At 38.6% G+C, this 20,373-nt stretch carries 21 protein-coding genes; 6 read left to right on the top strand and 15 right to left on the bottom strand.

Features of this window, described 5'->3' with window-relative positions; translation table 11 throughout:
• Positions 1-135 precede the first annotated feature (135 nt).
• Together IGI63_RS11060 and IGI63_RS11055 are read left to right on the top strand one after the other, a co-directional pair.
• On the top strand, positions 136-525 hold the full coding sequence (locus IGI63_RS11060) for a GntR family transcriptional regulator (protein ID WP_429975798.1): 390 nt from the start codon (positions 136-138) through the stop codon (positions 523-525).
• Positions 525-1,895: a DUF5808 domain-containing protein gene (locus IGI63_RS11055; RefSeq protein ID WP_429975797.1), complete on the top strand. Its 1,371-nt coding sequence runs from the start codon at positions 525-527 to the stop codon at positions 1,893-1,895. The genes IGI63_RS11060 and IGI63_RS11055 overlap by 1 nt, the downstream gene beginning before the upstream one ends.
• Before the next feature lie 44 nt (positions 1,896-1,939).
• Here the strand turns inward: IGI63_RS11055 and IGI63_RS11050 are convergent, their stop codons facing one another.
• From IGI63_RS11050 to IGI63_RS11025, 6 genes are all read right to left on the bottom strand, one after another.
• Positions 1,940-2,146 (bottom strand): heavy-metal-associated domain-containing protein, encoded by a 207-nt coding sequence (locus IGI63_RS11050; protein ID WP_002355215.1) that lies wholly within the window; start codon positions 2,144-2,146, stop codon positions 1,940-1,942.
• Positions 2,147-2,167: 21 nt separating this feature from the next.
• Entirely contained in the window at positions 2,168-4,654 is a 2,487-nt protein-coding gene (locus IGI63_RS11045) for a heavy metal translocating P-type ATPase (RefSeq protein ID WP_429975796.1), read from the bottom strand.
• Positions 4,655-4,669: 15 nt separating this feature from the next.
• Complete coding sequence (locus IGI63_RS11040; RefSeq protein ID WP_002355212.1) at positions 4,670-5,110, bottom strand: CopY/TcrY family copper transport repressor; 441 nt, start codon at positions 5,108-5,110, stop codon at positions 4,670-4,672.
• A gap of 128 nt (positions 5,111-5,238) precedes the next feature.
• Entirely contained in the window at positions 5,239-6,402 is a 1,164-nt protein-coding gene (locus tag IGI63_RS11035; RefSeq protein ID WP_002355211.1) for a cation:proton antiporter, read from the bottom strand.
• A 20-nt stretch (positions 6,403-6,422) separates the two neighbouring features.
• Positions 6,423-7,790, bottom strand: a complete 1,368-nt coding sequence (locus IGI63_RS11030; protein WP_002366061.1) for a TrkH family potassium uptake protein — start codon at positions 7,788-7,790, stop codon at positions 6,423-6,425.
• 131 nt (positions 7,791-7,921) lie between these two features.
• Positions 7,922-8,512: a dihydrofolate reductase family protein gene (locus tag IGI63_RS11025; RefSeq protein WP_002386047.1), complete on the bottom strand. Its 591-nt coding sequence runs from the start codon at positions 8,510-8,512 to the stop codon at positions 7,922-7,924.
• A gap of 198 nt (positions 8,513-8,710) precedes the next feature.
• Between IGI63_RS11025 and genR the strand changes: the two genes are divergently transcribed.
• The 3 genes from genR to genA all read left to right on the top strand — a co-directional run bounded on the left by genR (position 8,711) and on the right by genA (position 12,437).
• Positions 8,711-9,472 (top strand): MurR/RpiR family transcriptional regulator, encoded by a 762-nt coding sequence (gene genR, locus IGI63_RS11020; protein WP_002355208.1) that lies wholly within the window; start codon positions 8,711-8,713, stop codon positions 9,470-9,472.
• Positions 9,473-9,645: 173 nt separating this feature from the next.
• Positions 9,646-10,980 carry a PTS sugar transporter subunit IIC gene (genB, locus tag IGI63_RS11015; RefSeq protein WP_002355207.1) on the top strand — a complete coding sequence of 445 codons (1,335 nt, stop codon included), beginning with the start codon at positions 9,646-9,648 and terminating at the stop codon, positions 10,978-10,980.
• 26 nt (positions 10,981-11,006) lie between these two features.
• Entirely contained in the window at positions 11,007-12,437 is a 1,431-nt protein-coding gene (gene genA, locus IGI63_RS11010; RefSeq protein ID WP_429975795.1) for a 6-phospho-beta-glucosidase GenA, read from the top strand.
• Between the two features lie 36 nt (positions 12,438-12,473).
• On the opposite strand, the gene IGI63_RS11005 is transcribed toward genA, so the two are convergent.
• From IGI63_RS11005 to efp, 4 genes are all read right to left on the bottom strand, one after another.
• Positions 12,474-13,610 carry a cystathionine gamma-synthase gene (locus IGI63_RS11005; protein ID WP_429975794.1) on the bottom strand — a complete coding sequence of 379 codons (1,137 nt, stop codon included), beginning with the start codon at positions 13,608-13,610 and terminating at the stop codon, positions 12,474-12,476.
• A gap of 13 nt (positions 13,611-13,623) precedes the next feature.
• Positions 13,624-14,541 (bottom strand): PLP-dependent cysteine synthase family protein, encoded by a 918-nt coding sequence (locus tag IGI63_RS11000; RefSeq protein ID WP_429975793.1) that lies wholly within the window; start codon positions 14,539-14,541, stop codon positions 13,624-13,626.
• 89 nt (positions 14,542-14,630) lie between these two features.
• Complete coding sequence (locus IGI63_RS10995) at positions 14,631-14,768, bottom strand: hypothetical protein (RefSeq protein ID WP_002355203.1); 138 nt, start codon at positions 14,766-14,768, stop codon at positions 14,631-14,633.
• 168 nt (positions 14,769-14,936) lie between these two features.
• Positions 14,937-15,497, bottom strand: a complete 561-nt coding sequence (gene efp, locus IGI63_RS10990; RefSeq protein ID WP_002355202.1) for an elongation factor P — start codon at positions 15,495-15,497, stop codon at positions 14,937-14,939.
• Between the two features lie 354 nt (positions 15,498-15,851).
• Here efp and IGI63_RS10985 point away from each other — a divergent pair, with 354 nt between their 5' ends.
• Positions 15,852-16,499: a FusB/FusC family EF-G-binding protein gene (locus tag IGI63_RS10985; protein WP_002408654.1), complete on the top strand. Its 648-nt coding sequence runs from the start codon at positions 15,852-15,854 to the stop codon at positions 16,497-16,499.
• A 38-nt stretch (positions 16,500-16,537) separates the two neighbouring features.
• Here IGI63_RS10985 and IGI63_RS10980 read toward each other — a convergent pair whose 3' ends face one another.
• From IGI63_RS10980 to fabF, 5 genes are all read right to left on the bottom strand, one after another.
• Positions 16,538-17,506, bottom strand: a complete 969-nt coding sequence (locus IGI63_RS10980; protein ID WP_002386045.1) for a dihydroorotate oxidase — start codon at positions 17,504-17,506, stop codon at positions 16,538-16,540.
• A gap of 77 nt (positions 17,507-17,583) precedes the next feature.
• On the bottom strand, positions 17,584-18,009 hold the full coding sequence (locus tag IGI63_RS10975) for a hypothetical protein (RefSeq protein ID WP_429975792.1): 426 nt from the start codon (positions 18,007-18,009) through the stop codon (positions 17,584-17,586).
• Between the two features lie 128 nt (positions 18,010-18,137).
• On the bottom strand, positions 18,138-18,473 hold the full coding sequence (locus tag IGI63_RS10970) for a hypothetical protein (RefSeq protein WP_429975791.1): 336 nt from the start codon (positions 18,471-18,473) through the stop codon (positions 18,138-18,140).
• A 90-nt stretch (positions 18,474-18,563) separates the two neighbouring features.
• The gene (gene fabZ / locus IGI63_RS10965; protein ID WP_002355197.1) at positions 18,564-18,998 is read right to left on the bottom strand and encodes a 3-hydroxyacyl-ACP dehydratase FabZ; all 435 of its coding nucleotides are present in this window, start codon (positions 18,996-18,998) and stop codon (positions 18,564-18,566) included.
• Position 18,999: 1 nt separating this feature from the next.
• On the bottom strand, positions 19,000-20,238 hold the full coding sequence (gene fabF, locus IGI63_RS10960) for a beta-ketoacyl-ACP synthase II (RefSeq protein ID WP_002358339.1): 1,239 nt from the start codon (positions 20,236-20,238) through the stop codon (positions 19,000-19,002).
• Positions 20,239-20,373: the final 135 nt, after the last annotated feature.

The raw sequence follows: 20,373 nt of genomic DNA, 5'->3' as shown, positions 1-20,373 counted from the left end.
TTCATTTTACGTTCTTCTTCATTATATGCTTCTCTTTAAACAGAAACAACCATTTACTCTAAATTCCTTGCTTTCCAACTCTTTTTGTATTATTATATATAATACAGATAGCACAAATAAGACAGGAGTGATTCGATGCTTTTAGAAATAGATGAACAAAGCGAACAGCCCATCTATCAGCAACTCATTGAGCAAATCATTGTAGGTATTGCCAAAGGTGAACTGGTTCCCAATGAAAGTTTGCCTTCTATCCGACAATTGGCGGACGAAATCGGGGTCAATATGATGACTGTTTCAAAAGCTTATAACAAGTTAAAGCAATCAGGTTATATTGTGACTGACCGTCGTAACGGCACCAAAATTGCCGCAAAGTTACCTGCTACCGCTGTTTGGCAACAGCAATTGCATGAGCGTTTAGAACTTCTGTTGGCTGAAAGTTTTTTACATCAGCAATCCGAAGCAGAAATCCAAGCACTTATTCAGAAAATTTATCAAAATTTTGATTCGAAAGGGCGTGCACTATAATGGCGGTATTCTTTTATTTCATCCTAGTTTCTGTCGCTTTTTTTATGGCATTTACTATGGGGATTTATGCAAATCCTCACAAAAATATTATTTTGGAAAACACTTTACCAGAAGATAAACTACAAGATCCCAGCGTTCAAGCAATCCGAAAACGTTATAAAAAACGCTTGGTTCAACTAGCAGCCGTTTTTAGTGTTGTTAGTTTGCCTTTGTTATTTATTCCTTATGATTCGATTTTATTGTTCCTTTTTCTGTTACTTTTATTTAGTTTTATTGGCAGTGGCTACTATCTGCAAATCGTTTATATTCGCAAAATGGCCGCTTTAAAAATGCAAAACGGCTGGTTGCTACCTAAGCGTCCTCTCTTAATCGATACGCAATTAGTTTTAAATAAAAACCAGAAACTTATTTCATTTTGGTGGTTTTTACCTGCAATTATTCTTACTTTTGCTGGGGGCTTTTATTCCTTGCAAACGGCGATTGGTTCCTGGATTCTTTTCTTAATTACTGTTTTGATGTTAAGTTTGTTCATTGGCGGCTATTATTTTATTGCGCGCTTACCTGTCAAACCGCTAACTAGTGACTCAAAAATTAATCAGCAAATCAATGATTTATTTCGGCATCATTGGTCTGTTTTAATGGTTTTATCAGCCTTAGTTTTTGCACCGCTAACCATTTTACCAACTTTCACAATTGTAATTGATTATACGGTTGCGATGGCTCTTACATTTTGTTACTTTATTCTTTTGTTTGTTTATGTAGGCTTTCTCTTCTACTACCTATTTTCAATGCGCAAAAAACAAGATCAATTCGTTTTACAGGCTGGCGATTATCGCTATGGGGATGATGATCAATATTGGCGGTATGGGATTTATATCAATCCCAAGGACCCCAAAATCATGGTTCCTGATCGCATTGGTATGAATTTATCTATTAACCTAGGACGGCCTGCTGGGAAAATTATTCTAGCCGCTACTGGCATTTTAACGATTGCGGTGCTGTTCTTTGCCACAGTGCCGATGTTTATAAATGATTTTTCTAGTCATGCCTTTCAAGCAACTATTGAAAATAAACAAATTGAGTTATCTGCCCCATTAGCAAAAACAAGGTCAATTCCTTTTAACCAAATCACTGCTGTTTCTTTGATTGATGACTTACCTCAAGAACGCATCCGCACAATGGGTGCTGCGACAGATAGTTACTTAACAGGAGAATTTAAAGTCGCTGGAAAACCTGCTTATTTACTAATTTATACAAAAAGTCATCCGATTCTGAAAATAGAAACGCGGAAGAAAGTTTATTATTATACTGCGCGTGAGGGTCAAGAAACAACTAAGATTTATCAGGAAATCAAAGCAAAACTTCCATAACAAAAAAACAGGGTCTACTCATGATGGTAGGCCCTGTTTTTTTGTTATTCGCTGACAACCTTGAATTTTGTATCTGCCAACGTGGTATTCAGTTCATCCTGGCTTACTTCACGATCTGCTGTCACAACGGCTGTTTGATCTGCCAAGTGAACCGCAACATTCGTTACGCCGTCAATTCCACTAAATTTTTCAGTGACCGCTTGAACACAGCCATCACATTTCATCCCATCAATTTTTACTGTTTTTTCCATTTCACTTCATCCTTTTCAATTTTATTTTTGACTTCCACTAGTTTTTTTCACCGTCGAAGGTTTAAATCCTTTTAAGCGTAAGGCGTTTAGTAAGACAGAGACTGAACTAAAACTCATAGCTGCTGCTGCAATCATCGGACTTAACAAAGGTCCACCAAATAAGTGTAACACACCCATAGCCACTGGAATACCTAATGTATTATAGGCAAATGCCCAGAAAAGATTTTCTTTGATGTTTTTGATGGTCGCTTTACTTAATTCAACTGCTGTAGGCACATCCATTAAATCACTACGCATTAGCACAATGTCGGCCGATTCCATTGCAACATCTGTGCCTGAACCAATAGCAATCCCCACATCTGCTTGGGCAAGTGCTGGTGCATCATTAATACCGTCACCCACCATCGCAACTTTTTTGCCTTCTGCTTGTAGTTTTTTCACTTCTAACGCTTTATCTTCTGGTAAAACTTCACTTAAGACACGATCGATACCTACTTGTTTCGCAATCGCCTCTGCAGTACGCTTGTTGTCTCCCGTAATCATCACGGCTTCGATACCCATTTTATGCAAACGTGCAATGGCTGTTTGACTGCTATCCTTCACAGTATCTGCTACCGCAATGATACCCGCAAACGAACCATCTTTTGCCACAAACATTGGGGTTTTCCCTTCTTCTGCCAAACGATCCGCTTGTTGAACAAACGTTGATAGCTCGATGGCTTCTTCTTTCATTAATTTTATATTGCCCAAAAGTAGGACTCGTTCGTTGACTGTCACACGGATGCCGTGACCTGGAATCGCTGAAAAATCGCTTCCTTCTGCTAATGGCAATTGACGTTCTTTAGCCGCCCCCACAATTGCTTCACCTAGAGGATGTTCTGATCCTTGTTCTGCAGAAGCTGCTAATGTTAGTAACTCAGCTTCTGAAAGTGCTGAATCAGCAACTAAAATATCTGTAACCACCGGTTTGCCTTCTGTAATAGTTCCTGTTTTATCAAACACGATTGTTTGAATTTTGTGAGTGGTTTCTAAAGCATCCCCACTTTTAATTAAAACGCCATTTTCAGCGCCCTTACCTGTTCCCACCATAATCGCAGTCGGCGTTGCCAAGCCGAGCGCACAAGGACAAGCAATCACTAACACAGAAATGGTAATTGTCAAAGCGAAAATCCATGACTCTTGTCCTAAAAAGAACCAAGCCAAGCCAGAAAGAACAGCCAAACCAATAACGATTGGGACAAAAACACCCGAAATTTTATCAGCTAATTGTGCAATCGGCGCTTTTGAGCCTTGCGCATCTTCCACTAATTGAATGATTTGGGCAAGGGCCGTCTCTTTTCCCACTTTTGTCGCCTTGAATTGAAAGCTGCCATTTTTATTGATGCTAGCACCAATTACTGCATCACCGACTTTCTTTTCAACAGGCAAACTTTCGCCCGTTAACATGGCTTCATCCACAGAACTACTGCCTGAAACAATCACTCCATCAACAGGGATTTTATCTCCTGGGCGAACAATCACAATGTCATCCAACTGAACAGCATCAACTGGCACTTCAATTTCTGCGCCATCACGTAAAATATGAGCAGTTTTCGGCGCCAAACCCATTAATTTTTTTATCGCATCTGAGGTTTTCCCTTTTGAAACAGCTTCGAAATATTTTCCTAATGTAATTAAAGTTAAAATAACACCCGCTGATTCATAATAAAGAGCCATTGTAAAACTTGTATCTCCTAAGAATATCATGACTGTGCCATATAAACTATACACAAAAGCAGCACTGGTTCCTAAAGCTACCAAAGAAAACATATTCGGATGCCCTTTAAATAATGCTTTAAAACCAACTGTGAAAAATTCTCTGCCGACATATAGAACGGGTAACGTCAAAATCAATTGAACCATTGCAAAGGTCGTCGCATGTGTCATTGGATTCAAAAAAGCCGGCAATGGTAAGCCTACCATATGTCCCATCGCAATATAAAGAAGGGGCACTGTAAACACCGCTGAGATCCAAAAACGTTGCCACATCTCAGCAATATGTTTTTGTTTCTTTTCACGATCTTGGTCCGCTGTTGCACCTGCAGCGACTTCTTCTGTCGCTTGATAACCTGCATACGTAACTACTTTGATAATTTCAGCACTCGTTACTTGATGGTCGTCATAACTAACCACCAGTTTTTCCGTGGCTAAATTAACAATCGCTTGTTGAACACCAGATAATTGGTTCACAGCTTTTTCAATCGTTTGGGCACAGGAAGCACAACTCATTCCTTCAATCGCAAACGTTCGTTGTTGGGCTGGGCTAATCGCCTTGTAGCCAGCATCTGACACAGCTTCCTTAATTTCTTCTTCTGTGACTTCCGTCTGATCATACGTGACACTTAATTTTTCCGTAGCTAAATTGACACTTGCCTTTGCCATCCCAGGTAACTTCGCCGTAGCCTTTTCAATCGTTTGGGCACAGGAAGCACAGCTCATCCCTTCAATATCAAACGTTTTACTTTCCATTTTTTTCACTCCTTTTTAAATTAAATGACATTGGCATTGACCAGGAATACAGTTGCAAGGGACGGATTCAACCGCCGTCTTGCGCTTCTCTTTCAAGAGTTCCTCTAATCGATCCAAATCGTCATAACTCAACTGACTCTCTGTTAAAATTGTTTCCACCACGGAACCAACTTTACGGCTGCACACTTTGGCTAAAAGTTCATCTGCCACCGTTTCAACGCTCCGACGTTCTTCTACTAGCGGATAATAAATATATTTATTGCCTACTTTCTCCGTTCCAACTAACCCTTTATCTGTTAAACGACTTAGTAACGTCTTGACGGTCGTTGATTTCCATTCTTTCTTCTCATTTAAAAGTGTATGCACTTCACGACTCGTGGTCTTGCCTTGGGTCCAAATAACCCGCATGACTTCCCACTCTGCATCTGTAATTGTCGCTAATTTATCTTTTGCCATACTCGTTAAATTCCTCCTTCATCAATAAAAAAAGAGTTCAAGGTTATCGACTACAAATGTAGTCGTTTATCTTGAACTCATCATATAGCTATTTTATTTTTTTGTCAACAACTTCTGCTCATCTTTTTTTATTGCAACGCAGATTCTTGTTTTTTAACAAAGTATTTCAATAAGAAAGGTGCAACTAAGGTCGTTAAGATAATTACCACAATCATGCTCGTATAATACGCTTCTGAAAGTAATTTAGATTGGTAGCCAATTTGCGCAATGATTAATGCCATTTCCCCACGCGAAACCATCCCAGCACCGACCATTAAAGAACTTGTATTGGAGAAACCAACCATTTTCGCTCCCCAGGCGCCGCCCAGTAATTTCGTTAAAATCGCCATAATCGTCATTACCAAAATAAAAGGTAAATCCTTTCCTAACGTGTTAAATGTCACTGATAAGCCAATGCTGGCAAAGAAGACGGGAATAAACACGGCATAGCCAATAGCTTCAATATTGAAATCAATTTCTGTTTTTGCATCCGTTTGTCCCACAGCAATCCCTGCAAAAAAAGCACCTACGACAGAACTTAAACCAACTAAATCAGCCAAATAAGCCATGCCCAAACAGATAATCAATGACATGATAATAACAGACGACCCAATGTTCATTTTTTGACTTAAACGTAGTAAATAGGGAGCAATAAAGCGGACCAAAAAGAAAATCCCAATAAAGAATAAGCCTTGTTCAATTAACTTAACAATAAAGCTGACTTCTGTATTGCCGCCTGTACTTGCACCAATCATGCCGACAGCAACACTTAAAATAATCACGACCACGATATCGTCAACGACAGAAGCCCCAAGAATCGTTGCACCTTCTTTACTACTTAAAACATTCAACTCTCTTAATACTTCTACTGAAATGCTGACCGACGTTGCTGCTAAAACTAACCCAAGGAAAAAAGCTTCTTTCCAAGAAAAAGCAAACAGCTGACCAATCAACATAGTAAAACCAACCGGTAAAACGATGCCCAAAATAGCGACCATGACACTAGGTTTCGCATATTTTTTCAATAATTCCAATTCACATTCCATTCCAGCAATAAACATCAGCATAATGACACCAATTTCTGAAAAGTCATGCACAAACACATCTTGATGCACAATATTTAACATCGCTGGACCTAACACAATCCCTACTAGCAATTGCCCAATTACTGCAGGAATTCCTACTCTTTTACAAGCAACACCTGCTAAAGTCGTTGTAATTAAAATCAAACATAAAATACCTAAAAATTCCATTCTATTTCCCTCTTTCTCTATTAACCAATCATCACTGATTCTTTTGGATATTGAACTTTCGACTGACTTTCCAAGCCTTTCTTAATTAATGACAATAACACCGTGTACACACCCACACGACCGACGAACATTAGAAAAATAATCACCAGTTTACCAAAAACAGTTAAATCTGGTGTTAACCCCATTGTTAAACCAACCGTTCCAAATGCAGAAATCACTTCAAAAACAATATACTCAATCCCGTTTTTTAAAGGTAATGTTTCTGTAAACGAGAGAATAACCGAAGCAGTTACACATAAAAAAGTTGCCAAGAAGAACAAAGTAAACGCTTGGAGCACTACTCGCTCAGGAATTGTGCGTTCATGGAATTCCACTCGCTGTTTCCCTTTAAAAATTGCACGAAATTGTAAAAATAACACACCAAACGTAGTGGTTTTCAAGCCGCCAGCGGTTGATCCTGAAGTGCCACCAATAAACATCCACAAAATCGTGACAATCAGGCCTGGATTACTCATTTTCAAATAATCAACCGAATAAAAGCCAGCCGTTCTTGGTGTAACCGACAAGAACCAACTGTTGACAAGACGCTGCCAAAAAGACATGTCAGCTGGAAAATGGCGATATTCTGAAATGTAAAAAATAACGGTCCCTAAGACTAAAAAGGTGGCGGTCACCGTTAAAGCAAGGCGTGTATGAATACTAACACGGTGCTTAATTTTATTTTTATAGCCTTTAATCATTGCAAAAATATCGCGCCACACAATAAATCCTAAACCGCCAGCTATAATTAAAAAGCTAATGACTAGTAAAAGATAAGGCGAATTTTGATAAGGAACCATACTATCCCCTAGCAAATCAAAGCCAGCATTACAAAATGCCGAAACGGCATGGAAGAGACTAAAAAACAACCCTTTTTTCCACCCAAATGTTGGCACAAATTGAAAGGACAACAAGAAAGCTCCAAGTAATTGAATAATGGCCGCAAACTTCATAATATATTTCATTAAACGAAAAACTCCGGAAACTTCACTAACATTTAACGCTTCTTGATACAACATCCGTACACTTAGTGACGCTTTTTTCCGCAGCAAACTAAAGAAAATCGTGGCAACGGTTAAAAAGCCTAAGCCGCCTAATTCAATCAAAATCATAATAATAACTTGCCCGATAGGACTCCAATGTTCCGCCGTATTCAAAGGCGAAAGCCCTGTAACACAGACGGCGGAAGTTGCCACGAAAAAAGCATCAATCCATTGCGTTTTTTGTCCAGCTTGTGCAGAAAAAGGCATCATTAATAAGATTGTGCCTACAACAATTAATAAAAAAAAGCCTAAGACAATTGTTTGAACAGGTGAAATATACAACCTTTTTTTGATCTGATGTTTCATTTTTTTCTCCTCTACCATTTCTTTGTTAATCAAAAACAACACAAACGGCTAGACAACTGTTGCTTTGTTCCTCTCGCCCTATGAGAAACTCAAAACCTTGAAAGCAACTTGCCCAACCGAATAATTATTTTTTAATTTTTGTTTTCACGTTGATAAATCGAATAAACCAACTCATTTTTTTGATAAACCTGTTTTAAACGAACTGGGATTGATTGAGCCATTGTCTCGTATAGAGCAATGCCCTCACCCAGAAACAGTGGTATTGTCGTCAAAATGAAGGTATCAATTAAATCAGCTGCCAAAAGCGGTTGAACCACTTTTGGGCCTCCAACAATCCAAATTCCCGCGCCGTCTTCTTCTTTGAGACGACGAATTAATGTGACTGGATCTTCCTTGGTAAAAGTTCTTGAAGCAGTTGATGGTTCTGGATGAGAGGTAATGATATAAGAATGCTTGTCTTCATAAAAATACACATCTGGGGACAATTCTTGTGTAACTTGATCATAAGTAGTCCGCCCCATTACCACAGTGTCTATTTTTTCATACATTTCATCGTAACTACGATCTTCTTCATCGCCACGAATATTCTCTTCTAACCAAGCAACACCGCCCGCTTTGTCCGCAATGAAACCATCAATACTCGCTGCAATAAATAAAATTACTTCCCGTGCCACATCAACGCCTCCTTTTCTCTTCTTATCTATTTTAGCTTGTTTTCTCAAAAAACTCTAGGGGTGCGCATTGTTATTTTTAAAAGAAAAAAGAGAAAAACTAGGATAATTGGGCTACTTTTTGTAAAATAGGAAATAAGAAACTTTTTATTGAGTTATTTTACATTTTTTTCAAGAAAAATAAGAATTGGTTTATTTGATTTACACAAAAAAATAACATATTCAGTTTTTATATAAAGGAGGATTACTTTGTTTGATTTAGAGAAGGTTCAGACCTTGAATGAATTAGAAATGCTCGTTTACCATTATGTATTGGAACACCTGCACCAAATCCCTCAACAGACCATTCGCCAACTGGCTACTTCCTGTCATGTCTCCACCTCAACGATTCTACGATTTTGTAACAAAATGGGCTATGCTGGTTTTTCTGAATTAAAATATGCAGTGAAAGAAGAAGCCAAACAAACACAAACGTTTGAAAATTTTTATGATGCCACGGTTCACGTCGATGCTTTTTTAAAAAAATTAAACCAAGAAACCTATTACGAAATGCTTCGTCCAGCAATCCAAATGATTGTTCAAGCACGTCACGTTGCCTTTACTGGCATTGGTACTAGCGGAATTTTAGGTAGTTATGGCAGTCGTTATTTTGCCAACTTAAATATCAATTCTTACAGTATTGCTGACCCCTTTACGCCTATCCCCAAGCGCGGATTTGAAAATACATTAGCCTTGATTCTGTCTGTATCTGGGGAAACCAATGAAATGATTAAACAAATGACCGATTTTAAAACAGCTGGCGCCAAAGTGCTAAGCATTACCAACAATCAACATTCAACTATTGCCCGCTTGGCTGACTACAACATCTCCTATTATATGCCCGACGAACGTTCTCCATTTGCAGATAAATCAGTCAATACAACCACTCAAATCCCTGTCATTGCTTTAATTGAACTCCTAGCTCATCAAGCAAGTCAACTTTTAAAGGAACTAGATGAAACACCTTTCTAGTTGTTTTTCACAAAAGCTCATGCTGTCTAAAACAGCATGAGCTTTTTTGTTTTTTTTCTTGGTACATGTTTCTCATTCAAGCAAAAGTCTATTTTTTCTTCAAATAAGCTTATATAGTAAATATGTAAACGGATACATTTGCATTTATATTATTCTTCAAAGGAGAGATTTTTATGAACGAATGGATTAACGAGAAATTATTACCTCCAGTACTAAAATTCGTCAATACCAAAGCAATTACTGCCTTACGGAACGGGATGCTTTACACGATGCCTTTTACCATTGTTGGTTCCGTGTTTCTTCTATTAGCGAATTTCCCAGTTACAGCTATTTCTGAATGGGTTAACGCAAGTGGCCTGGCCGTTTATTTCAATCAAGCATATGGTGCATCTTTTGCGATTATGTCGTTATTTGCGGTCATCGGTATTGCCTACTCATATGTAAAAAGCGAGGGATTTGAAGGCCTCCCAGCGGGCATGATTGCCATGGTGGTTTTCATTTTGTTTATGTCATCTGAAGTCAAAGATGCGGTTTCTGGCGCAGTAGTTGGCAATGTCATCAACAAAGATTGGACAGCTGGCAAAGGGATGATTACAGCTATTATTGTTGGTTTGTTAGTCGGCGTTGTATATAGTTGGTTTTTACGTCATGATATTCGTATCAAATTACCAGAAGCTGTACCAGAAAATGTGGCCAATTCCTTTACTGCGTTAATTCCTGCCAGCGTCATTGTAACTGGTGCAATGCTAATTTTCATTCTTCTAGATAAAGTCTTCAATACGACATTCTTTGACTTTATTTACGAAGTGCTACAATCACCACTTCAAGGAGTCACAGATTCACTAGGTGGCGCATTACTATTAGGTTTTGTCATTCCGCTCTTTTGGTTTTTCGGTGTTCACGGGTCAACAATCGTTGGCGGTATCATGGGCCCTATTTTACAAGCAAACTCTTTAGAAAACACCGAAATTTTGAAATCTGGAAAAGACTTAACACTGGCTAATGGTGGCCATATTGTTACACAACAATTTTTAGATCAATTTTTAACGGTCACTGGTGCGGGCATGACAATCGGGTTAGTCGTGTTCATGGTTTTCTTTGCCAAATCAGCTCAGTTTAAGCAATTAGGTCGGCTTTCAATTGGGCCAGCTGTTTTCAATATTAACGAGCCAATTGTCTTTGCTACACCTATCGTGATGAACCCAATCATGGCTGTGCCATTCATTATCACACCGATTGTTTCTTCTGTTGTGACATATTTTGCCTTGTACACAGGACTGGTTCCTCTCTTTACTGCGGTACAAGTTCCCTGGACTACTCCTCCAATCATTTCTGGACTTTTAGTTGGTGGTTGGCAAGCAGCGTTGCTTCAAGTAGTGGTACTGACGATGAGTTTCTTTATCTATTTACCGTTTGCTAAAAAAATGGATGCACTTAATTACGCAGAAGAAACCAATCAACCAATTACTGAAGAAACCCTTGAAAAAGTCGAAGCACAAAACGTATAAAAATTTGAACAAAGGACTGAAACGATATGTCAATTTTGAAAAATGATTTTCTTTGGGGCGGCGCTGTTGCTGCTCATCAATTAGAAGGAGGCTGGGACCAAGGCGGTAAAGGGGTGAGCGTGGCGGATGTAATGACTGCCGGTGCACATGGCGTCCCTCGTAAAATTACCGCAGGCGTTTTACCAGATGAACACTATCCTAACCATGAAGCGATTGATTTTTACCATCGCTATCAAGAAGATATTCAACTATTCAAAGAACTTGGTTTAAATTGTTTCCGAACCTCTATTGCTTGGACACGAATTTTTCCTAACGGAGATGAAGAAACGCCCAATGAAGAAGGCCTTCGTTTTTATGATGCACTTTTTGACGAGTGTTTGAAAAATGGTATTGAGCCAGTCGTGACACTGTCTCACTTTGAAATGCCTTATCATTTAGTCACAAAATATGGCGGCTTTCGCAATCGCCAGGTCATTGATTTTTTTGTCAAATTTGCTGAAGTCTGTTTCACTCGTTACCAGAAAAAAGTCAAATATTGGATGACCTTTAACGAAATTAACAACCAAGCCAATTATGAAGAAGATTTTGCACCTTTTACTAACTCTGGTATTGCTTACCAGGAAGGAGAAGACCGCGAAGCAATTATGTATCAGGCTGCTCATTATGAACTAGTCGCTAGCGCACGTGCAGTGAAAATTGGCCACGCTATCAATCCCGACTTCCAAATTGGCTGTATGATTGCGATGGTGCCTATTTATCCTTATTCTTGTAATCCTGAGGATATGATGATGAGTGTTAGCGCAATGCAAAAACGTTATTGGTTTACCGATGTTCATGTCCGCGGTCATTATCCAAGTGCAATTCAATGCTATTTGAAACGAAAAAACATTTCATTAGATGTCACAGAAGAAGATTTAACTGATTTGGCTAATGGCTGTGTTGATTATATTGGCTTTAGCTATTACATGTCGTTTGCTGTGAAAGGTGCAGAAAAGGCCCCTACTTTTGACTACAATGAAGCAAAAGACTTGGTGCGAAATCCTTATATAGCAACATCTGATTGGGGCTGGCAAATCGATCCTATGGGCTTGCGCTATGCAATGAATTGGTTCAATGATCGGTATGAATTACCACTCTTTATTGTTGAAAATGGCTTTGGTGCTATTGATGAGCTAGAACCAGACGGAACGATTAACGACACTTACCGAATCGCTTATTTACGTGAACATATTGAGATGATGAAAGAAGCCGTTGCGTATGACGGCATTGATTTGATGGGCTACACACCTTGGGGATTCATCGATTTAGTGAGTGCTAGTACAGGCGAAATGAAGAAACGGTATGGCTTCATTTATGTAGATAAGGACAACGATGGTCACGGAACGTTGGAACGGCGAAAGAAAAAATCGTTTGCTTGGTATCAACAAGTGATTGCTACGAATGGTGAAGAATTATAAACAAAAGGCCTTCGTCTAAAGACGAAGGCCTTTTGTTTATGCTTGTAATCCCTTTTCTAAATCAGCCAATAAATCTTCGACTGCTTCAATTCCTACAGATAAACGAATGAGTCCATCTTTAATTCCCACGGCTTCAAGATTTTCTTTGGGGATAGATGCGTGAGTCATAATGGCAGGTACTTCAATTAAACTTTCTACACCACCTAAACTTTCCGCTAAAGTAAAAATTTCCAACGCTTCTACGAAAGGAACGACTTGCTCATCCTTGGCTAATTCAAAAGAAATCATGCCACTAAATCCCGACATCTGTTTTTGCGCAATTTCGTGACCAGGATGACTCGCTAGTCCTGGATAATACACCGTTGCTACCGCTGGATGCGCTTCTAAAAATTCTGCAATTTTTTGAGCATTTTGGGCGTGCGCTGCCATCCGGACGCCTAATGTTTTTAAACTACGTTGGACCAGCCAACTATCATGTGGTCCTAGAACAGCACCAATCGAATTTTGTAAAAAGGCAATCTTTTCTGCGCTTTCTGGGTGATTCGTTACGACTAAACCAGAGACTACATCACTATGGCCCCCTAAATATTTTGTCCCGCTGTGAACCACAATATCAGCACCTAACGCTAACGGCCGTTGAAAATAAGGCGTCGCAAATGTATTATCGACAATAGTTAACAACTGATGTTTTTTAGCAAGCTTAGCTGCCGCTTCAATATCTGTAATTTTTAACAGTGGATTACTTGGTGTTTCCAAAAACAAGGCTTTTGTATTTGGCTGAATTGCGGCTTCAATTGTTGATAAGTCGCTGGCGTTTACAATCGTGTAGCTTAACCCATTTGCTACAAACACTTTATCCAATAAACGGAAACTCCCCCCATAGACATCGTCACCTAATAAAATATGATCTTCGGGTCCAAACATAGAAATGATTGCATGAATACCCGCTAAGCCTGAGCTAAACGCAAAGCCATGGCTCCCACCTTCTAACTCAGCGATTAAGGTTTCTAACGCGTGACGTGTGGGATTACCTGAACGAGAATATTCATATTCTTTTGGCTGGCCCACGCCATTTTGTTCAAAGGTTGACGTTTGATAAATAGGAACACTCACTGCACCTGTTGTTGTGTCTTTGCTAATGCCGCCATGAATTAATTTGGTATTGAATTTCATAAAAGGTTTCCTCCTAAGAATAAATATTTTTTGATAAATAACGGTCACTACCGTCAGGAAAAATAGTTACAATTGTGCTGCCTGCTGGTAAGCGGCGCGCCTCTCTTAATGCCGCCGCAAACGCTGCGCCGCTGGAGCTTCCCACCAGCAAAGCGCTTTTCTTGGCTAATTGTTTGACCCAGAAAAAACCATCCTCGTCTGAAATGGTATAAAAGCCGTCCACAGGAATCTGTTTAAGAAAAGGCGGCACGAACTCCACGCCAATTCCTTCGATTTCATGTCCGTGTGCAGGTCCGCCATTTAAAATCGAACCTTCTGGCTCCACTCCCCATAATTGCGTATTACTATTTTGTTCTTTGAGATATCTGCCAACACCCGCAAACGTTCCACCACTGCCTAAACCTGCGACAAAGCTAGTAATCTTCCCTCCTAGGTCTTGAACAATTTCAGGTCCTAATCCTTCGTAGTAAGCAGCAGGGTTATCCGGATTTTCAAATTGTAACGGCACGTAACTATTAGGAATTTCCTTGGCTAAGTCTTGGGCACTAGTTATCGCTCCGACAATCCCTTGCTCTGTTGGCGAAGGGACAATTTTAGCACCTAACGCTTGCATCAGCTGTTGTTTTTCCTGACTAAATTTTTCTGGCACAACAAAGATTGTCTTGAGGCCCAGTTGACTGGCAGCTAATGCAAGTCCAATCCCTGTATTCCCAGCTGTCGGTTCAATAATTGTTGTGGCTTGATTTATCTTTCCCGTTTTCATTGCCTCTTTGAGAAGATGCACACCAAGCCGATCTTTGACACTGCCACCTGGATTCAAATATTCTAGTTTCGCATAAATTTTAGTGCCTTCTGGCATAGGATATTGTTCACTTGTAAATTCAAATAATGGTGTTGCTCCGATTGTGTCTAAAATTGACTGAACAATCATAGCGAATTCCTCCTTCTAATACATGTACATAAAACAAAAAGGTGCTGATCGCATCAGCACCTTTTTTGTTTATTTCTGGTTGTCTAGATTCAGAGAGGAATCGTGTTAGGCAATTTTTCAGAAATAACGGAGGTTTTCCCCATCACAAAAGAGTATGCTGCACTATTTTGCACCATACAACAACAGCTTTCCGTTTCTAAAAAAGGGCTAGCTTGTTTTTTCGTCATGGTTGATTTCCTCCTTCGTCATGTGTTGACCAAACTATACCATTTCCCATTTTCTAGTGTCAACGATTCTAACGATTGCTATTTCCTATCACACCAATGGTTTTCTTATAGGTAAAAGAATTAATAGACCAAAAAAACAGAAGGCTAGCCTTCTGTTTTTTTTGGTACTTATTTAGCACGTTTTAAATACGTACCTTCCGCAGTATTGATTTCTAATAATTCGTCTGCTTCAACAAAATCTGGAACGTTAACAACTAATCCTGTTTCCATTGTAGCGGGTTTACCAGAACCAGTTACTGTTGCGCCTTTGATTGAAGGTTGTGTTTCAGCAACACGTAAGATTACCGTTGTTGGTAAAGTTAAACCAATGACTTCTTCACCATAAAATTGAATTTTTACTTCCATATTTTCTAATAAATATTTTAGTTCTTCTTCAATTAAAGCAGTTGGTACTTCATATTGTTCATATGTTTCTAAATCCATGAAAATAGCCATATCATCTTGGCTGTATAAATATTGAACCGGTTTTGTATCGATGTGCGCTTTTTTCACTTTTTCATCTGGGCGCATTGTTGTATCTGTTGTTGAACCCGTACGAACATCTTTTAATTTCATACGCATAACCGTGTTACCTTTACCTGGTTTGTGGTGGCTAGCTTCCATTACTTTAATTAATTTGCCGTCTTGCTCAAAAGTCATACCGGCTTTTAAATCGCTTGCTGCAATCATTGTAATTTCTCCTTTTCTCTGGTTAATTCTTCATTATTGTAGCAAATAACCTAGGATTAATCTAGGAAATCACGTATCTTTTTTAGAAGTTTATCACTCCCCAGACATTGAATTGGGAAATAAAACGAGTTTAACTTGCCTTTTTTCTTGAATTGCGTTAGAATTACCAAGCTTTCATCAATTATTTTCACTTTTTACATAGAAAAAATCAATCATTAAAGGGGGTGATGATATGATACGTCAAACGCTATCTTTATCAAAAACACATGAGGTTGTCTGTCACTAAACATACGTTGGTGAGACAAATTGCCTTTCAGCGTATGTACTCGGTCTATTTGAAAGGAATTTAAAATCATGAACCCAACTATTCAACCTTACCAATTTAACATAATTAAAGAACAAGTCGCTGTGTTAATGAACACCTATACGTCTGTTAACGATGCTACGACTGTCAAAACTGTCCAGGCCCTATGTGCCGAAAAAATCAATGGGTTATTTCCAGAAGAACACCCTGCTGTTACGATTTTGTTGGACAAAGTGATGGATCGTCGTTTAACACGCGCGCGTGCTGAAAAATATTTAGACGAATTAAAAGAAACCGTGTTGCCCTTTAAAGAACCTTCAACACCACAAGTCACGAAAGTCTTTCGCAAAGTGAAAAAGTTAAAGATTCCTGAGTGGGAAAACATGGATTTACGGAACAATACCTATGTCGGTTGGAACGACGCTGGGACTCAGAAAAAATTTATCTTAGCTTATCGAGAAAATAAATTAATCGGCGTCCACGGCACCCTTTCACCCACCATTGTTAAAGGTGTTTGCTCCATCTGTCAAACAATCACGAATGTGTCTATGTTCCTAGCTACCACCAAATCAGGCGGCGACGGAACCTACACGAAAAAAGGCAATTACATTTGCCATGATAGCGACACCTGTAACCAACAATTAACACAACCTGAATATTTGGAAGCCTTTATGGAAAATGTTAAGGCTGTGAAATAACAAAAAACCGTCAAGAAAATTTCTTGACGTTTTTTTTGTTACATCTCTTTCAATTTCCCACGAAATTCTTCAATACTTTCATAACCTTTTGCTGCCATGATTTCTTGTAATTCTTTGGCTAGACGCTCAAAAACTTGTGGACCTTCTTGATGCAATTGTGTGCCGACTTGTACTAATGTCGCACCACATAAAAGATGCTCAAAAACATCTTTTCCACATGTAATACCGCCCGTTCCAATAATTTTGATTTCTGGTTTCAAACGTTGCGCAAACGCACGAACATTGGCTAACGCTGTTGGTTTGACATATTCGCCGCCCAGTCCACCGAAACCTCCTTTTGGTTTAATGACCACTTCTTCCTTGTCACTGTCAATATATAAACCATTACCGATGCTATTAATACTATTCACGTATACTAAAGGGAATTTATTTAAAATTTCAGCCATTGCGTCAAAATGTGCAATATCAAAAAATGGGGGTAATTTTACACCTAATGGTTTAGTAAAAAATTGGAAAACTTCTGTTAAAAGCTTTTCTGTTAATTCAAAATCATAAGCAATTTGCGGTTTACCAGGCAAATTGGGACAAGACAAATTAAATTCTGTCACTCCTGTGTATTCACTTTCTTGCACTTTTTTTAAAATAGCGATATTTTCCTCATAATTCATACCAGATACAGATAAAAAGCGTAACTCCTCGGGAAATTCCTTTTGACGTGCAATCTGATAATCTAAATAATAATCAATCCCTAAATTAGGCAAGCCCATTGAGTTAATACTTCCTAATGGTGTATCAAAATACCGAGGCTCCTCATTGCCCTGACGAGGATTAGGTGTTGCCGTCTTAGCGACAAAAGCACCTGCTTGAGAAGCCGCTAACTCGTCCATTTCCTTAATTGTCATACAATGAATGCCTGATGCGTTCATTAACACATTCGCCAATTTATGTCCCGAAAACTCTACTGAAATATCCAAAAGAAAAACCCTCCTGTAAATTGTTTTACTCATAAGCTTACCACCTTCACGTAAGCTTTTTATGATTATAGCATGTTATTTAAAAAGGAGCATGGATTTTGATGAATTTGTTATTTGTATTTGCGGCGTGCTTTTTTTTGGATTTTAAACTTTTTATTTTGTAGTTCAAAATCCTTCTCATCTTTTCGAGTAATTTCCTTATAGCTAGTTATTACTTTTTTTAATGGCGTTACTTTAGCTATAAAAATCAATACTAATGTACTTATAAATACAATAACTAATCGCAATATTCCTCTAGCCAAACATATACTATAACTTGCTAAAGCATTTTTTCCATAAAAATAATGAGAGATGTTTATTACCCATCCTTTAGTTTCTAACATGTCTGAGGTAACAAACGAAAGGTATAAAATCATCGAATAAAGAATAAGAAAATACCTTAAATAAATCCATTTTTTCTGCAAATTATATGGTATATCGACCTTACTAATTTCTTTTTTAGAGAAAATATATATTATTTCTTTAGAACAAGCCAAAAAGATTACCGCAGTAACTAACGGAATAATTGACCACCAAGAACTTTTAAACATCCCCAAAAAAGTAGGCAAGCAAAATTAGTGTTAATGAACCTTTTAAAGTAGTGTTAAAATCATCTTTAAGCTTTCTAACTATAAATACTAAGGCAAGAACTAAAAAAATAAATAGCTAGTATGTAACCAATTATCCTACCATTGATATTTAAATAATAAAGGATAACCATTATTCCAAACATTCCTGAAATAGTTAAAATCCATACAGCTAAATCTTTTTTATTCCCAGAGACACTCTTTCTATTTTTCAAATACAGAAAAATATAGGTAAACGACAAAACACCGAAAACTATGCGATTGAGTCCTTTAGGAGTACTCTCAAAAAAATAGTTCAGCGTTCCCAAAAAAACAAACAACAAACCATATACGACTGTTTGTTTATAGAATAGGGGTTGTAGCTTTTTTATCATACTTATACCTCCAACACCTTTTAACTAATTTTATCACATTCACACAAAAAAAGAGCAAGCCTTCACCGCTTGCTCTTTCTAATTATCTTTTTATCGTCCCACAATAAACGTCAATTCACATTCGCAGACCTTTTTATCTTCCACATAAGCAGTCGCTTTGCCGATGCCGACAAAGTCACGTAATTTGACGATTTCAAAATGTAATTTCAAGACATCACCAGGGACCACTTTTTGACGGAATTTTGCTTTGTTGATACCGCCAATATAGGCCGTTTCACCTTCAAATTGATCCATTTTTAAGATTAAAATCGAACCTACTTGTGCCAATGCTTCAATAATCAAAACGCCTGGCATTGTTGGATTTCCAGGGAAATGTCCTTGGAAAAATTCTTCGTTAATTGTCACATTTTTTGTTGCAATAATCTTTTCATTTGGAATAATTTCATCCACATAATCAATATAACAAATCGGATAGCGATTAGGAATCATTTCCATAATTTCTGTTGCAGTCATTACTTTTTTCATACTAGTTTTCCTCCCATTTCTTCAAGCAAATTACACCATTATGGCCACCAAAGCCAAACGAATTACTAATTGTATAGTCCGCTGTAATGTCACGTGCACCTTCTGTGACATAATCTAAATCACAATCTGGATCAGCAACTTGGTAGCCTACTGTCGGATGAGCTTTTCCTTCTTGCAATGTTTGTACACAAGCAATCGCTTCGATACCGCCAGCCGCGCCCAATAAATGTCCAGTCATACTCTTTGTACTTGAAATTGGAATTTGCGATGCTCGCTCACCAAAGACACGTTTGATGGCCGTTGTTTCCGCAGCGTCATTCGCTGGGGTTGACGTACCATGAGCATTGATATACCCAATTTGTTCCGGTGTAATCCCTGCTTCTGCAATCGCCATTTCCATCGCAGCCGCCGCGCCACTACCGTCTTTTAAAGGAGCGGTCATGTGGCTAGCATCACAGTTGCTGCCATATCCAACAATTTCGCCGTAGATAGTTGCGCCACGTTTCTGTGCATGCTCGAGTTCTTCTAAAACCAGCATTCCTGCGCCTTCACCCATCACAAAACCTTTTCGTTCTTTATCAAAAGGAATCGAAGCCCGAGTCGCATCTTCTGTTGTATTTAAAGCATTCAATGCTGCAAAGCCTGCAATCCCAATTTCACATACTGTGGCTTCCGTCCCACCAGTTACCATCATGTCCGCTAAACCATATTTAATCGTGCGAAAAGCTTCACCAATCGCATTCGTCGCAGAAGCACAAGCAGTCACGATAGTTTGAGAAGGTCCTTTTGCACCTAAACGAATCGAAATATTTCCCGCTGCCATATTAGCAATTACCATGGGCACGAAAAATGGTGTTACGCGTTTTGCGCCTTTTTTATCCATTACCCGTACTTGGTCTTGTAAGGTAGTCATCCCGCCAATCCCACTACCGACAATCACACCTAAACGAGTCGGGTCAATCGTTGCTTCTGTTAAACCACTCATTTCCCACGCTTCTAAAGCAGCGACCAAGCCATATTGAGAAAATAAGTCCATTCTTTTTTGCTCTTTGCGTTCTAAAACAGCACTTGGGTCAAACTCTTTCACTTCGCCAGCCAAAGCTACCCCAGTATCTTCAGAATCAAATTTAGTAATTTTGCCAATTCCTAGTTTGCCATCCACTAGATTATGCCAAAATTCTTTTACGGTATTGCCTAATGGTGTTACGGCACCCATGCCGGTTATGACCACTCTTTTCATACTGTACCTCCGAGTTTATTTTGATTATCAAACTATTATTTCATGCGGTTTCCAGCACTTTTTCTCAAAAAATAAGAAAAATAGTTTGACTTTCAAAGTATTTTGGTTAATAATTCAGACATCAGGAAAAATGTC

This window comes from Enterococcus sp. DIV0086 (assembly GCF_050498705.1).
GTDB lineage: Bacteria > Bacillota > Bacilli > Lactobacillales > Enterococcaceae > Enterococcus > Enterococcus faecalis.
This window is presented reverse-complemented; position numbering and strand designations above follow the sequence as displayed.